The sequence below is a fragment of the Pleomorphomonas koreensis DSM 23070 genome (genome assembly GCF_000425185.1).
In the GTDB taxonomy this organism is placed as follows: domain Bacteria; phylum Pseudomonadota; class Alphaproteobacteria; order Rhizobiales; family Pleomorphomonadaceae; genus Pleomorphomonas; species Pleomorphomonas koreensis.
In genome coordinates this window covers 82,343-96,692 of sequence record NZ_KE384327.1, presented here as the reverse complement: position 1 = coordinate 96,692, position 14,350 = coordinate 82,343, and the positions used below count along the sequence as shown (strand labels likewise).

14 protein-coding genes and 1 pseudogene are annotated in these 14,350 nt (G+C 66.5%); 4 read left to right on the top strand and 11 right to left on the bottom strand.

Annotated features, from left to right (window positions below; genetic code table 11):
• Window positions 1-27 precede the first annotated feature (27 nt).
• The 3 genes from H512_RS25325 to H512_RS25320 all read right to left on the bottom strand — a co-directional run bounded on the left by H512_RS25325 (window position 28) and on the right by H512_RS25320 (window position 2,694).
• Window positions 28-1,248: a polyhydroxyalkanoate depolymerase gene (locus H512_RS25325; RefSeq protein WP_156899597.1), complete on the bottom strand. Its 1,221-nt coding sequence runs from the start codon at window positions 1,246-1,248 to the stop codon at window positions 28-30.
• Between the two features lie 351 nt (window positions 1,249-1,599).
• A complete protein-coding gene (locus H512_RS0120540; RefSeq protein WP_169507200.1) occupies window positions 1,600-2,100 on the bottom strand; it encodes an MmcB family DNA repair protein in 501 nt (166 codons plus the stop codon).
• Between the two features lie 111 nt (window positions 2,101-2,211).
• Complete coding sequence (locus tag H512_RS25320; protein WP_053240110.1) at window positions 2,212-2,694, bottom strand: MFS transporter; 483 nt, start codon at window positions 2,692-2,694, stop codon at window positions 2,212-2,214.
• Between the two features lie 189 nt (window positions 2,695-2,883).
• Here H512_RS25320 and cls point away from each other — a divergent pair, with 189 nt between their 5' ends.
• Complete coding sequence (cls, locus tag H512_RS0120530) at window positions 2,884-4,305, top strand: cardiolipin synthase (RefSeq protein ID WP_026784988.1); 1,422 nt, start codon at window positions 2,884-2,886, stop codon at window positions 4,303-4,305.
• A 193-nt stretch (window positions 4,306-4,498) separates the two neighbouring features.
• Here cls and H512_RS27715 read toward each other — a convergent pair.
• The 8 genes and pseudogenes from H512_RS27715 to H512_RS0120490 all read right to left on the bottom strand — a co-directional run.
• Window positions 4,499-5,027: pseudogene (locus H512_RS27715) on the bottom strand (transposase); the annotation flags it as partial.
• A 380-nt stretch (window positions 5,028-5,407) separates the two neighbouring features.
• A complete protein-coding gene (locus H512_RS0120520; protein WP_053240108.1) occupies window positions 5,408-6,232 on the bottom strand; it encodes a TolB family protein in 825 nt (274 codons plus the stop codon).
• A gap of 11 nt (window positions 6,233-6,243) precedes the next feature.
• Window positions 6,244-7,011 (bottom strand): sugar phosphate isomerase/epimerase family protein, encoded by a 768-nt coding sequence (locus H512_RS0120515; RefSeq protein ID WP_026784986.1) that lies wholly within the window; start codon window positions 7,009-7,011, stop codon window positions 6,244-6,246.
• Between the two features lie 21 nt (window positions 7,012-7,032).
• Window positions 7,033-7,512 (bottom strand): VOC family protein, encoded by a 480-nt coding sequence (locus H512_RS0120510; protein WP_026784985.1) that lies wholly within the window; start codon window positions 7,510-7,512, stop codon window positions 7,033-7,035.
• 75 nt (window positions 7,513-7,587) lie between these two features.
• Complete coding sequence (locus tag H512_RS0120505; RefSeq protein ID WP_026784984.1) at window positions 7,588-8,832, bottom strand: ABC transporter substrate-binding protein; 1,245 nt, start codon at window positions 8,830-8,832, stop codon at window positions 7,588-7,590.
• Between the two features lie 23 nt (window positions 8,833-8,855).
• Window positions 8,856-9,941 (bottom strand): ABC transporter ATP-binding protein, encoded by a 1,086-nt coding sequence (locus H512_RS0120500; protein ID WP_026784983.1) that lies wholly within the window; start codon window positions 9,939-9,941, stop codon window positions 8,856-8,858.
• A gap of 12 nt (window positions 9,942-9,953) precedes the next feature.
• Window positions 9,954-10,856, bottom strand: a complete 903-nt coding sequence (locus tag H512_RS0120495; protein ID WP_026784982.1) for a carbohydrate ABC transporter permease — start codon at window positions 10,854-10,856, stop codon at window positions 9,954-9,956.
• A complete protein-coding gene (locus H512_RS0120490) occupies window positions 10,853-11,749 on the bottom strand; it encodes a carbohydrate ABC transporter permease (protein ID WP_026784981.1) in 897 nt (298 codons plus the stop codon). Before H512_RS0120490 ends, H512_RS0120495 begins: the two co-directional genes overlap by 4 nt.
• A gap of 146 nt (window positions 11,750-11,895) precedes the next feature.
• On the opposite strand from H512_RS0120490, the gene H512_RS0120485 reads away from it, so the two are divergent.
• From H512_RS0120485 to H512_RS0120475, 3 genes are all read left to right on the top strand, one after another.
• Window positions 11,896-12,717 (top strand): aldo/keto reductase, encoded by an 822-nt coding sequence (locus tag H512_RS0120485; protein ID WP_026784980.1) that lies wholly within the window; start codon window positions 11,896-11,898, stop codon window positions 12,715-12,717.
• A gap of 87 nt (window positions 12,718-12,804) precedes the next feature.
• Window positions 12,805-13,242, top strand: coding sequence for a VOC family protein (locus H512_RS0120480; protein WP_026784979.1), 438 nt, complete (start codon window positions 12,805-12,807; stop codon window positions 13,240-13,242).
• 12 nt (window positions 13,243-13,254) lie between these two features.
• Window positions 13,255-14,283 carry a LacI family DNA-binding transcriptional regulator gene (locus H512_RS0120475; protein ID WP_026784978.1) on the top strand — a complete coding sequence of 343 codons (1,029 nt, stop codon included), beginning with the start codon at window positions 13,255-13,257 and terminating at the stop codon, window positions 14,281-14,283.
• Window positions 14,284-14,350 lie beyond the last annotated feature (67 nt).

Sequence of the window (14,350 nt, the reverse complement as noted above, 5' to 3'; positions counted from 1 at the left end):
CCTATATGGCCTTGCCACTACCCCCGTTCAAGGCCGCCCCGCCATGAGCCGCCGGCGCGCCTCGCGGCCGAGCGCGGCGACGACGGGATGGGCGTCGGTGCCGAGCCGCCGGTCGAGATCGTCGGCGGCGGAGTCGTCGAGCCGGGCGATCTGGCGGACGAAATAGACGCCCTCGCGGTTGAGCCGGGCGGCCAGCGCCGGCGTCAGGCCGGGCAGCGTCAACAGGTCCTCGGCCGGCGTCGCCGCTCGCCGGGCCGGCGGGGCGGCGTGACTGGCGATGAAGTCGGCGACGCGCGGGAACACCGAGGCGCGCCAGCGGGCGCCGTGGAACAGAGCGAAGCGGCCGGCCTCCGGCTCGGTATGGCGGCAGCCGCCGTCGGGGTCGGCGGCGAGGAGATGGGCGGCATGGGTCTGGCCGCCACCTCCGAAGGCGTCGCGGCCGGCTTCGACGGTCATCAGCGGCGTGGCGACCCGAAGCGGTTCCTCGCCGTCGGCATCCAGCGCGAAGGGCCGGTCGATCAGCACCGCCTCGATCCATTGCAGCATGAATTCGGCCGGCACGTCCATCACCGCCAGGAACTCCTCGAAGAAGGCGCGGTGGCCGTCGGTGCCGTCGCCGGCAACGAGGCGCAGGAACAGCTCCTTGTGGTCGGACAGCGAGCGGTCGAGGGTGCTGGTCAGGAAGCCGGTGAGCGTGAAGAAGCCGGGGAACACTTCGCGGTAGGCGCCGGCGAACGGCGCCGGCACCGGCGCGATCACCGTGCGCACGAACCAGTCGAGCCCCAGGGCGGCGGCGCCGGCGGCCAGGCCGGCGTGGTCGGCGCGGCAGTCGACCGGGCCGCCGATCAGCGTCAGCGTGGCGGGCGCCGCGCCGCGCGCTTCAAGCAGCGCCGCGGCGGCGATGCCGACGACGCCGGCCTCGGCCATCGCCACCAGGTGAACGCTGCCGCCGATCAGCGCCGTCATGTCGGCCACCGCCTCGGCCGCCTCGCCGAGTCCGAAGGCGCCGGCGGCAAGCGGCACGTCGCGCGCGTCGGTCCAGGCGGCGACATGCACGGCGTGGCCGGGCAGGAAGGCGGCGACCGTGTCGCGGATCAGCGTCGGGCAATGGCCGGCGTGCGGCGGCAGCAGCAGCACGGCAGGGAAGGCGACATCCGGATCGGGCGGCAGACGGTCGAAGGCGGTCAGCGTCCAGAAGGGCGCGGCATGCACTACCCGTTCGACGACCGGCCCGCGGACCCCGGACACGACGGTGCTCAGGAGGCAGAAATTCGGATGGCGGTAGCGGCGAACGGTACGGGCATAGAGGTCGGCCGAGAGGCCGGATGCCTCCGGTGGCCGCAGTCCGGGAGCCGGCGGCGGCGCCCGACTGGCGGGCCCTGTGCCGGAATAGCTGTGATAATACGGCACGCCGCCCTCCGGGCAGTCAGAACCGCCCCCGCCGGTCCCCTCCGCCGTTTCGTTATTGATCGCTGGAAAGGATAGCGCCCGGCCCCGTCGCGGCAAGCGGCCGCACCCCCGTCCTTAGTCGCGACAAGGCCCGCCGGCCGGCCTTTTCGGCATAGACTTTAGAAGTCATCCAACTTTTAGCGTAACGATTCAGAAGCCGCCCATGTCGGGGAGCTGCGGATCGATCAATTGCTGGATGCGCCGCGCTGCCACCTGGGCGAAGCGCAGCGTCATCGCCCGGCGCGTGGCGGCGGCCAGGCGATGGTCGGGTGCCTCGCGTAGGATGGCGCCGCCATAGCCGTCGGCGACGATCAGCCCGGCGTCCTCGGGGAAGATGTCGGCGGGTACGCCGGCGTGGGTGGCGAAGAACAGGCGATCGCAATGGAGGCGATAGTCGGGCCACTTGCGATCGGCGCGGAAGTCCTCGATCGACGACTTGATCTCGACGATGAAGATGTCGCCACCGGCCCCGAGGGCGGCGACGTCGGCCCTTCGGCCGGAGGCGAGCGGCAGCTCGTAAAGGACGGAGAAGCCGTGGCCGGCGAGAAGGCGGCCGACGCCGCGCTGCACCAGGCGGGCGGCTTCCGACTGGCGGCCGTCATTGACGAAACTCTCGATGGGCGAGGCAAAGGCGACGGGCGACAGGGGCATCATGGATCTCCATCGCCATTGTTCCCGATTTGTTTCGGAAAATCAACCGCCACGCATGGTCTCCGGTCTCGTCTCTTCCCGTCCATGCATGGGGTCGCGCCACGATCGCGATCACGCCGCGGGGGCGAAAGCCCTGCGGAACAGCGGCAGGCAGACAAGACGGAGCGCCGCGCCGACAATCCACCGCAGAATGGAGCGCTGCAAAAGCAAGCAGCCCCACGATGGGGCAAGATTGACGAGGCTGGTGAGCGTTCCTTGCAACGCGCCTTGCTGACCGCTTGTCGAAGCTTTTCGAGAGGACTGCCTGCCGCCGGCGGCAGGCAGGACGAGAATCGGCACTGTCATCCATCCCTGCACGGCAAGCGCCAGCAGGACCCATCCCGCCGCATCGGCCATCATGCCAGGGAGCAGGATGTGCCGCTCGCCGAGCCGGATGGTAAGCGGTCCGGTGATGAACGCCCGGATCATCGCGTGAATCGCACCAGACGCCGCGGGAGACATACCGACGGTCGCGGTGTCCCGTTGAAGGCGGTTCTCGCCATGGATGATCCGCAGGGCAGCGGGAACCTGGCCGATCAGTTGAACGATGAACAAGACGGAAAGGGGGCAGCCACTCCGCGAAGCGTGTCGTCAAGTCGGAATAGAGCGAGCGGATTGATACCAGCCGGCACTTCGACATTGCCTTGACCGCGCCGGCTCTCCTGGAGAAGGATGAGGGCAAGCGGAAATGCCGCGCCAGGGAGAAGCGCCGCGGCAAGAGAATGCGACGACGCGGGGGATGCTTTGATCTTCGTAGCCTTGCATGTTTTTGTTGTCGTTCTTGCCGCCGCCCATATTCTCCTGCGCGCGCATCGTCAGCCGGAGTCCCGGGCGGCGTGGCTCCTGCTGGTGCTGGCGCTGCCTTATGTCGGCGCACTGGCCTATATCTTCCTCGGGCGGACGAATGTCGGGCGCCGGCGGGTGGAGCTGTTGAAGGCCGCCTTCCACGACCTTCCGCTGCCGCAGGACGCTCCGGGATGGCCCGCCACTCCCACGCCGACAGGCGCGCATGAGGCGTTGTTCGCCGTCGGACGGTCGATCAGCTCCTATGTCCCCGTCGACGGCAACAGCGCCCGCCTGATGGAGAATTCCGACACCGCCATCGACGCAATGGTCGCGGATATCGATGCAGCGACGGATCACGTCCACCTCCTGTTCTACATCTGGCTTGCCGACCGCAACGGCACGAAGGTCGCCGAGGCGGTGCAACGCGCGGCGCGGCGCGGTGTCGCCTGCCGGGTGCTCGTCGATGATCTCGGCTCGCGCGATCTCGTGCGGGGGCCGCTCTGGCAGAACATGGCGGCGGCCGGCGTGGAAACCCGCCGGGCGCTGGTGATCGGCAATCCGCTTCTTCGCGCCCTCACCGGCCGCATCGACCTGCGCAACCATCGCAAGATCGCCGTCATCGACAACCGCATCACCTATTGCGGCAGCCAGAACTGCGCGGATCCCGAATTCCTGCCCAAGGCGAAGTTCGCGCCGTGGGTCGACGTGCTGTTGCGCTTCGAGGGGCCGGTGGTGCGGCAGAACCAGCATCTGTTCATCAGCGACTGGATAGGCAATGGCGGCGGCGACATCGGCGATCTCCTGCGCGTGCCGCTGCGGGAGGTAACCGCCGGTTTCAAGGCCCAGGTCATCGCCACGGGGCCGACATTCCGCAATTCGGCCATGCCGGAAATGTTCGTGACCCTGCTCTATGCGGCGAAGCGCTCGGTCTTCATCACGACGCCGTATTACGTGCCCGATGCCGCGATGCAGGCGGCTCTCTGCGCCTGCGCTAACCGGGGCGTTGACACCACGATCATCTTTCCGGCACGCAACGACGACTTTGCCGTCGGGGCCGCAAGCCGCAGCTACTATCTCGACCTTCTTCGTGCCGGCGTGAAAATCTTTGAATATGAAGCAGGGCTGTTGCACGCCAAGACGCTGACCATGGACGGCCAGATTCTGCTGATCGGCTCGGCGAACATGGATCGGCGCAGCTTCGACCTCAATTATGAAAACAACATTCTCGTCGAGAATCCGGAACTGGCGGAGGTTCTGCGCGCGAGGCAGGAAAGCTATCTCGCCCAAAGCCGCAGGGTTTTGCCGGAAGAGGTTCAGGACTGGGCCGTCTGGCGGCGACTGTGGAATAATGTGATCACCATCGTCGGACCTGTTCTGTAGCGGTATTGCGCGGAATTTCCCGAATGGTTATTTCCGGCTGACGACATCCGAAAGCTTTACGGCGCTCTGGCATTACTTCGGCAGAATTTTTGAACAGCCCTGCTGCTTCGCCGATGGAACGGGTCGCGGTGACAGGGCGGTTTCGGCGGCTCAGGCAGCGCTGCAATGAGTGCTCTCCGGACTGCTGGCAGCGTCACTGCCGGCGGGCCGTTCGGGACTCTTTTTCCTGCTGCGCCTCGGTCAGTCGCTGTAAAGCGCAAGCGATCATGATCATCAGCGCATGCCGGTGAAGACCGCGCCGGGAGCGCCCTTCAAGGTGATCGGGCCCGAGTTTCTCCTTCATCTGCCGATGCGCCTGTTCACACACCCATCCGGCTTTGATGCATGCCGCCAGCATCAGGATATCGGTACCGGCGGGCAGGTTGGAGAGGTCGTATCTGCGCTCGTCCGACGAGCGCCACCCGCCGATCAGCCAGGCTTCCTCGCCGGGCAGGAACAGTCGCGGGCCGACGGCGACGGGAACCTCGTCTCTGGCCGGCGCCAGCGATACCAGGGTCTGGCAGTTGGACCGTTTGCCCAGCATCGATGCATGTTGCGGCGCCACCCCGACCGAATGCGTTCCCGTCTTCGGCAGACCGGTATCGTCGAACATCAGACAAGGCGTCCGGGCCGCCGACCGCCTGCCGGGCAGGCTCCCCAACAAGCGACTTATGGTCCCAGACCTCGATCGAAATGACAGGACGAAGACGGTCGTAGCCATCACGGACAAGCCGCGGCGACATCGGCTCGACGCTTTTGCGATCTCCTGGGCCGAGTAAGCCCGACACCTGGAGCGGATACATCGGCGATTTCCTCCTGGCCTACAATTTCGCCCGAGGGTTCAGGATCCCCAGCGGCCTGACAGCCTATGAATACATCCGCAGCGTCCGCACCGAGGAGCCCGAAAGACTCAGGCTCGATCCAGTCCATCAACTGCCCGGACTTGATAGCTGGATGGCGCCTGCATTCAGGGAGTCCGTTGCGGCATTTGGCCTGTTTCAAAGCCTGGAAGGAGATCACACCTTGAGCCGCGAATCCGGCGGGCAACGGCGCCGGATCGCCGTCAATGCTGGTCGTAGCGGACGAAGGCGAAGGCCGTTGAATCGGGCGCCCAGGAGGGCACGTTGATGGTGCCCTGGCCCCCGTAGAGCGGCAGCAACACCTCAGGCCGCCCGCCGCCGCCCGGCATCAGGCGCAATTCCACATGCTCGTGGCGTGGATGGCCCTTCACGCCCGGCAGATAGGCGAGATAGACGACGTGCCGGCCGTCGGGCGAGGGATGCGGGAACCAGTTGACGCGGCCGTCATCGGTCATCCGCTGGAGATCGCGGCCGTCGGGGCGGACGCGCCAGAGGTCGACGGCGCCGTTCCGCTCGCCGTTGAACCAGATCCAGGCGCCGTCCGGCGAGTAGTCGGGACCGTCGCAATGGTCGAAGCCGGAGGTGACCTTCGTCTCCGGGCCGCCATCCACGGCGATGGTGTAGACCTGGAAGCTGCCGTCCCGCTTGCCGACATAGGCAAGCCGGCTGCCGTCCGGCGACCAGCCGTGCCAGTAGGACGGCGTCCGGTCGGTGACTCGCTGCGGCGTGCCGCCGGAGATCGGCAGCGTGTAGATGGCACTGTCGCCCGCCTCGCTGGAATCGGAGATCGCCAGCCGCCCGCCGTCCGGCGAGATGCCGTGGTCGTTGTTGCAGTCGCGGGCGAAGCCGGGATCGATCTCGATCATCTCCGGACGGTCGAGCGGCACCCGATAGAGCCGGCCGTCGCCGTTGATGATCAGCGACTTGCCGTCCCTGGTCCAGTTGGGCGCCTCGACCAGCCGGTCGGTGCGGAGCACGGTTTCGACGCCGCGGCCGTCGAGCCGAAGAATTGCCACTTCGCTTGCCATGCCATATTTCCTCAGTTGCCGCCCGCCAGGCCGAGCGAGCGCATGTAATGGATCGACCGGTCGGCAAAACGCTGCCAGTCGGCGGGGTTGTCGTGTTCGGCGACGATGTGTTCGGCGGCCGTCTTCCGCATCAGCGGCAGCAGCGCCGGCCAGTCGATGATGCCATCGCCGGTCGCCGTCCAGCCGTCGTCGGCCGTCACGCCGGGCGGCGCGGTATCCTTCATCTGGATGAAGGCGATACGGTTCGCATAGCGGACAAGCTCGGCGGCCGGATCGGCACCGGCCCGCGTCACCCAGCCGCAATCGATCTCGAACCATACGTCGTCGCCCGCGCCGAGGATGTGGTCGATCGGCCGCGAGCCGTCGGGCAGCGGCGCATACTCGAAATCGTGGTTGTGCCAGGCGACCTTGAGGCCGTGCGGCCGCAGCCTCTCGGCAGCTTCGGCCAGCCTTCCGCCGATGCCCTTCCAGAAATCCGGGCTGGCGACCCGTTCCTCCTCCGGCACGAAGGGCGGAATCAGATAGCCGGCGCCAAGGGCAAGCGCGATGTCGATGAAGCGGTTCGGCTCGTCGATCAGGCCCTGGAGCGGCATGTGAAAGCCGTGACAGGCGAGGCCGGCATCGTCGAGGGCCCGGCGGAAGCCCCGGGCGTCGGCCTCGTAGGCCGGCAGCCAGGGCTCGATGGCGTCGTAGCCGAGCGCCTTCAGGATGGGGAACTGCGCTTCGAGCGGCGGAAAGTTCCGCGACGAATAGAGCTGGTAGGAAATCCGGTAGCGCACGGCGGTCCTCCTGCGTCGGCCTTACGGCTGCGGCTCCTTGTCGTCGTCGAATTCCAAGAGTTCGATCAGCACGCCGAGGTCCTTGACCGTGTCGTAATAGGCGTAGCGGCCGTGGCCGCCGTCGAACTCGCCGCGTTGCAGCAGCTTGTGGCCGTGCCCTTCGAGGAAGGCGTGCCGCCGGGTGAGGTTGCGTGTCTTGAAGGCAATGTGGTGACAGCCGGGACCCTTCTCCTCCAGAAGGTCGCGCCAGGCGCTCTTTTCCGGGCCGGGCTGAAGAAACTCGACGTCGATGTTGCCGAAGGCAAACATGATGATGCGGCAGCCGACGGCGGCCGGCATGCCCATGTAGACGGCTTGCGCCTCCTCGGGATCGGCGGCCTTGCCCTCGGGCGGGATCGGCTTGCCGGTCAGCTCGGAGAACCATTTCGCCGACGCCTCGACGTCGTGGGTGACGAAGCAGATCTGGAAGACGCGGTCTTCGTCGAGAAGTCTGTTGTCCATAATATCCTGCTCATGCTGGGCGATACCCGGCCCGGAGGGCTCCGGGCCGGATGCCGCCGGTTCAGTCGGTCGGGATCACTTGAGGATCGTTTCGTAGTTGCTCTTGATGGCGGCGATCGCCTCGTCGACGCTCATGTCCGGATTGCTCCAGAAGTTGAAGGCCACCTCCCAGATCGAGGCCTGCCAGTCGGGGTCGACCATCGAGTGGGGATTCTGCACCTGCCGCGCCGGGTCCTTCAGGATGTCGAGGACGCCGTGCGAACAGACGTCGAGCTTGTCGGTCGGCGCGTCGGCGCGTACCGGCGTCGCGCCCTTGGCGGCGGCGAAGTCGGCGTTGACCACCGGATCGACGACGGTGGCGGCGAAGTCCAGCTCGGCCTTGTCCTTGGCTTCCGGCTGGCCGCCCAGCAGGCCCCAGCTGTCGACCGACACGACGACGGCCTTGGCGCCGGGAATCTGCGCGCAGCCGAAGTCCTTGCCGGCCTCCTTGCCGGCGGCCCGCCATTCGCCCTTCATCCAGTCGCCGTGGATCTGCATCAGCGCCTGACCGGAGATCACCGTGTTGGTGGTCATGTTCCAGTCGCGATTGACCGAGCCGGGGTCGGCGGCCTCCTGGAACTTGCGCAGCCAGGTGAACACGTCCCGCAGCACCGGCGCGTCGAGAGCCTCGGCCTTGGGCGCCGCACCGTAGATGTCGGTGAAATAGTCGGCGCCGCCCAGCGTCGCCACCAGGGCGTGGGTGAGATAGCCGATCTGCCACTGCTGGGCGCCGATGGCCAGCGGGATGAAGCCGGCCGCCTTCACCTTGTCGAAGTCGGCGAACATGGCGTCGAGCGAGGTCCAGGCTTCCGGGTCGACACCGGCCTTCGCGGCAACGTCCTTGCTGTAGTAGACCATGCCGTCGATCTGGATGCCGAGCGGGATCTTGCGAATCTCGCCGTCGATGGTGATCACCTTCTTCACCACGGCCGGGAAGTGGTCGACGGCGCCGATGTCGGTGAACAGGCCGGTGATCGTGCGGCCGAGACCCATCTTGTCGAGGTCCATGTAGACGGCCGGATTGTTCTCGGAAAAGACGTTGGGCGGGTTGCCGCCGGTCACCAGATTGAGCAGCGTGACGTTGGAGCCGGTGTCATGGGGTATGGTGATGTCGATCCAGTTGATCCCCTTCTGCGCGGCGGCGGCCTTCAGCACGTTGAGCGCCTTGACCTCGGCCGGTGACGACCAGTCCTGATAGATCACCAGGTCCTCGGCCATGGCCGCGCCCGACAGGAGCGTGGCGGCGAAAGCGAGGCCCAGGCTGTAGCGATGCTTTGTCATCTTCCTCTCCTCCCTGCCCGAAGCTAGATGCGGCGCCCGCTCCGGGCGTCGAACAGATTCAGGCGATCCTTTGGAAACGCCACGGCGACCCGGTCGCCGGTCCTGAGATGGGCGGCGTCAGTCGGCGTGACGCGCACGGTGATCCGCCGGTCGGCGAAGGCGAGCGACAGCAGCGCATCCGAGCCGGTGCGCTCGATGTGGCGCACCGGAAGATCGAGGCGGCAGGCGGCCTCCGCCGGCGCGGCGAGCGTGAAATGCTCGGGACGGAGGCCGGCCACCAGCGCGGCGCCGGGGGAAGGCGCCGCGTCGAAGGCATAGGCAGTGAGGTCGATGAGGCTGCCGTCGGCAAGGCGCGCCCGCCCGCCGTCCTCGGCGGTGGCCGGCAAGAGGTTCATCGACGGCGAGCCGATGAAGCCGGCGACGAACAGGTTGGCCGGCCGCTCGTAGACGTCGTCCGGCGTGCCGAACTGCTCGATCTTGCCGCCGTTCATGATGGCGATGCGCGTCGCCATGGTCATCGCCTCGATCTGGTCGTGGGTGACGTAGACGACGGTCGGACCCAGCTCCTCGTGCAGCTTCTTGATCTCCATCCGCATTTCGGTACGGAGCTTGGCGTCGAGGTTGCTGAGCGGCTCGTCGAACAGCAGCACGTCGGCATGCTTGACGAGCGCCCGGCCGATGGCGACGCGCTGGCGCTGGCCACCGCTGAGCTGGGCCGGCCGGCGGTCCATCAGCGGGCCGATCTGCAGCATGTCGGCGGCCCAGGCGATGCGCTTGTCGATCTCCTCCCTGGGGAGCTTGCTGGCCGACAGGCCGAACCTCAGGTTGCCACGGACCGTCTTGGTCGGATAGAGCGCGTAGGACTGGAACACCATGGCCAGACGCCGGTCCTTGGGATCGAGGTCGGTGACGTCGCGCGTCCCGATCATGATGCGGCCGGAGGTAACGTCGGCGAGGCCGGCCAACAGGTTCAGCAGCGTGGTCTTGCCGCAGCCGGACGGGCCGAGCAGCACCAGGAAGTCGCCGCTCTCGACCGTCAGGTCGAGATCGTCGAGGACGGTCAGCGCGCCGAATTTCTTGACGATATGCTCGAAGGACACGCGGGGCATGGACTCTCCTCGTTAACCCTTGACGGCACCGGCGGCGATGCCCTGCACGAAGAACTTGCCGAGCACGAAGTAGATGGCCAGCGGCGGGATGGCGGTCTGGAGCGCCGCGGCCATGTTGACGTTGTAGGAAACGGTGCCGGTGGTGACGGTGACCATGTTGGCGAGGTTGACGGTCATCGGCTGCGCGCCGAGGCCGCCGAAGGTGACGCCGATCAGGTAGTCGTTCCAGATCGAGGTGATCTGCATGATCAGCACGACGATCAGGATATTGCCCGACATCGGCAGGATGATCTCGACGAAGATCCGCCAGAACGAGCCGCTGTCCATGATGGCGGCCTTGATGATCTCCGGCGGGATGTCCTTGTAGTAGTTGCGGAAGATCAGCGTCAGCACCGGCATGGCCAGCACGGTGTGGATGAAGGCTACCGCCCAGATGGTGCCGTAGACGCCCATGTTCACCGTGATGACGATCAGCGGGTACATGATGATCTGGAACGGCACGAAGGCGCAGAGGAACAACAGGAACAGGAAGCCGCCGGCCCAGCGGACGCTCCAGAGCGCCAGCGCGTAGCCGGTGACCGCCGAGATGGCGATCGAGGCGATCAGCGACGGGAACAGGATCTCCAGCGAATTGACGAAGCCGCGCTTCAGGCCCTCGCAGGTCAGGCCGGAGCAGGCTTCGTCCCAGGCGTAGCGCCAGGCGTCGAAGGTCCAGACCTCGGGCAGCGAGAAGATGGCGCCCTCGCGGATCTGGTCCATGGTCTTGAAGGAGGTGACGACCAGCACGTAGAGGGGAACCGAGAAGAACAGCGCCGCCATGGCGAGGAACACCAGCACGGCGATGCTGCGTCCCCGGATGCGCTTGCTGGGGCGCGGGAACAGCACGGCCGGGGCGGGCGAAGCGGAGACGGTCATCCGGCGGCTCCCTTGCGAACGCGCTGCTGCCAGGCGGTGAGGAGGACGAGCGGCAGGAACACCACGGCGGTGATGGCCAGCATCATCACCGCCGCCGCCGAGGCGAAGGCGAGATTGCCCTTGGCCGACAACGCCTTGATGGTGAAGTAGGCGGGCAGCCAGGTGGATTGGCCGGGGCCGCCGTTGGTCATGGCGACGATGATGTCGTAGGCCTTGATCACCCCGAGCGACAAGAGGATGGCGCAGGTCAGGAAGGTGAACTTCATCATCGGAATGATGACTTCGATGTAGACGCGCCAGAGAGGCACGCCGTCCATGCGCGCGGCGCTCCAGATCTCGACGTTGATCGCCTTGAGGCCGGCCAGCATCAGGGCCATGTAGAAGCCCGAACTCTGCCAGACCGAGGCGAGGATGATGGCGTACATGGCCGTGCGTCCGTCGGCGAGCCAGTTGAACGACACCCAGGTCATGCCGAGGGAATGCAAGAAGCTCTCGATGCCCAGCGCCGGGTTGAAGATCCAGCGCCAGGCGACGCCGGTGACGATCAGCGAAATGGCCAGCGGATAGAGGAAGACGGTGCGGAAGAAGTCCTCGCCGCGCCGCTCGCGCTCGATCATCGCCGCCAGCACGAAGCCGAATACGATGGCCAGTGCCGAGCCGATGGCCAGCACGATCAGGTTGGACAGCGAAATGCGCCAGCCGACGTCGGCGAACAGCCGGTCGTACTGGCGAAACGGGTTGGTCCAGTCGATCGCGTAGTCCGGCAGGCGGCGGCTCGAGGTTAGCGACAGCAGGATCGTCCAGCCGATCGAACCGATGAAGGCGATGGCGGTGATCGCGACGGCCGGCGTCAGGGCAAGCTGCGGCGTCAGCCGGCTCCAGCGGATGCCCATGGTCCCTCCCGTAAGCTTGTCGTTTGACCGTCGTTCCTCTTGCGCCGGTCTTGTATTAACGCTAATATGAGCATAGGAAACAGATCTCGTCAAGGCGGTTTCGGCGCTCCACGACGAACAACCAAGAGCCGGAGGAGGGGTACGGAATGGCGGTCGAGGCGAGAAACATCATTCCGAGAATGGGTTACGGCACCTGGGGGCGGCTTGGCGATGAAGGAGTCGAGGCCATGCTGGCCGCCCTTGGCGTCGGCTACCGGCATCTCGACACGGCACAGGGCTACGGCACCGAGCCGATGGTCGGCGAGGCCCTGCGACGCTCCGGCCTGTCGCGGCACGAGGTGTTCGTCACCACCAAGATCGATCCGGACAACTACCGGCCGGGCAAGCTGGCGCCCTCGCTGCGCCGCAGCCTGGATCAGCTCGGCGTCGACATGGTCGACCTAACGCTGCTGCACTGGCCGTCACCGCGTGGCGAACTGCCGCTTGCCGTCTATCTCGACCAGCTGGTCGCGGCGCATCAGGCCGGGCTGACCCGGCTGATCGGCGTCTCCAATTTCACCATCGCGCTGCTCGACGAGGCGGAGCGACGGCTCGGTCCGGGGCGGATCGCCACCAACCAGATCGAACTCAACCCACTGTTCAAGAACGACAAAGTTGCCGCAGAGTGCCGCCGCCGCGGCATTCTCGTCACCTGCTACCTGCCGATTGCCCATGGCAGCCTTGCCGGCAATCCGCGGCTGGAGGCGATCGGCGCCCGGCACGGCGCCAGCGTCGAGCAGGTGGCCCTCGCCTGGGAACTGGCCAAGGGATATGCGGCCATCCCCACTTCGTCGCGGCGCGAGCGGATCGCCTCCAATTTCGCGGCGACCAGGCTGCATCTTCCACCCGACGACATCGCCGCCATCGACGCGCTTGCCGATGGCCCGCGCGGTATCGCTCCCGATTGGGGGCCGGCCTGGGATGCTTGACCGGCCGGGTGGTTTCTCTCAGTGAAACGCCCGACTACAACTTTCGTATTAACGCTCCTACAAACAGTCCGGAACTGGAGGAAAATCTTGTCAGGTATCAACGGATTCGGCCATCTGGCGCTCAAGGTCCAGGACCTCGGGGCCTCGCTCGCCTTCTATTGCGGCGGGCTCGGTTTCAGGGAAATGACGCGTCTCGTCGACGACAAGGGCGAGCCGTGGATCGTTTACCTCCGCATCACCGACACCTCATTCCTGGAACTGTTTCCCGCCGGCCATGCCGGACGGGCGGCCGACGAGGCGGCGGTGGGCGTCAACCACGTCTGTTTCTCGGTGGAGGACATCGAGGCGACGGCCGCCCGCTTCGCGGCGGCGGGCGTCACGCTCACCTCGCCGATCCAGGCCGGGCTCGACGGCAATCGCGGCGCCTGGATTGAAGACCCGGACGGCAACCGGATAGAACTGATGGAAATGGCGGCGGACTGTCTGCAATACCGGGCGATCTCCGCCCTGCCCGCCAACCGCTGAGAGAGGTGCCCGATGGGAAAGCCGCTGGCGCGACTGAAGGACGTGGCGGAGAAGACCGGCTTTTCCATCAACACCGTGTCGCTGGCGCTCAGGGACAGCCCGCGCATTCCGCCCGAGACCAAGGTGATCATCCGCGAGGCGGCATCCGAACTCAACTATCTGCCGAACTACGTCGCGAAATCGCTGGTCAACCAGGAAACCAAGTCGATCGGCCTGATTCTGACCGACCTCGAAAACCCCATCCTCACCCACGTCGCCCAGGCGATCGAGAACCATCTCGCCAAAGCCGGCTACACGACGCTGTTCGCCACCTCGAACAACAATCTCGAGGTGGAGACGCGGATGATCGAGACCTTCCGGGCGCGGCGAGCCGACGGCATGCTGATCTTCCCGACCCATCATCGCCGCCTCGACCACATCCGGGCACTGCGCCAGCGAAACTATCCGGTGGTGCTGCTGGTCGGCGCCGGCGATTCGGGCATCGATGCCGTATCGATGAACGAGCAGCTCGGCGCCCACAAGGCGGTCAGCCACCTGATCGGCAACGGGCACCGCGCCATCGGCCTGATCGATCCGGCGCCGGCCCTCGGCAACGCCGAGAAGAAGGAGGGCTACCTTCAGGCCCATGCCGACGCCGGGCTCGTCGCCGATCCCGAACTGTTCGTCGATCCGAAGGGCCATTCGGCAGAGGCCGGCTATTGGGCGATGGCGACGCTGATGGCCCGCGATATCAGGCCGACGGCAGTGTTCGCCGCCAATGATTCGCTGGCGCTCGGCGTGCTGCGCTATTGCGCCCAGGCCGGCATTCGCGTGCCGGCCGATATCGCCATCGTCGGCTTCGACAACATCGAGTTCGCGGAATTCGCCGTGACGCCGCTCACCACGGTTGACTACAACGCCTCGCGCGTCTCGCAGCTTGCCGTCGAGCGGGTGATCGAACTGATCCGTCGTCGGGACGAACTGCCGCCGCCGCGCAACACGCAGGTCACGCCGGACCTGGTGGTTCGCGAAAGCTCCGCCGGTCTGCGCGGCCTGGGCTGACGCCAACGCCAATGCCGAAAAATCAGACTGAAGCCTCGTCAGCGGCTTCCGGCGCCAAGCGGCGCCG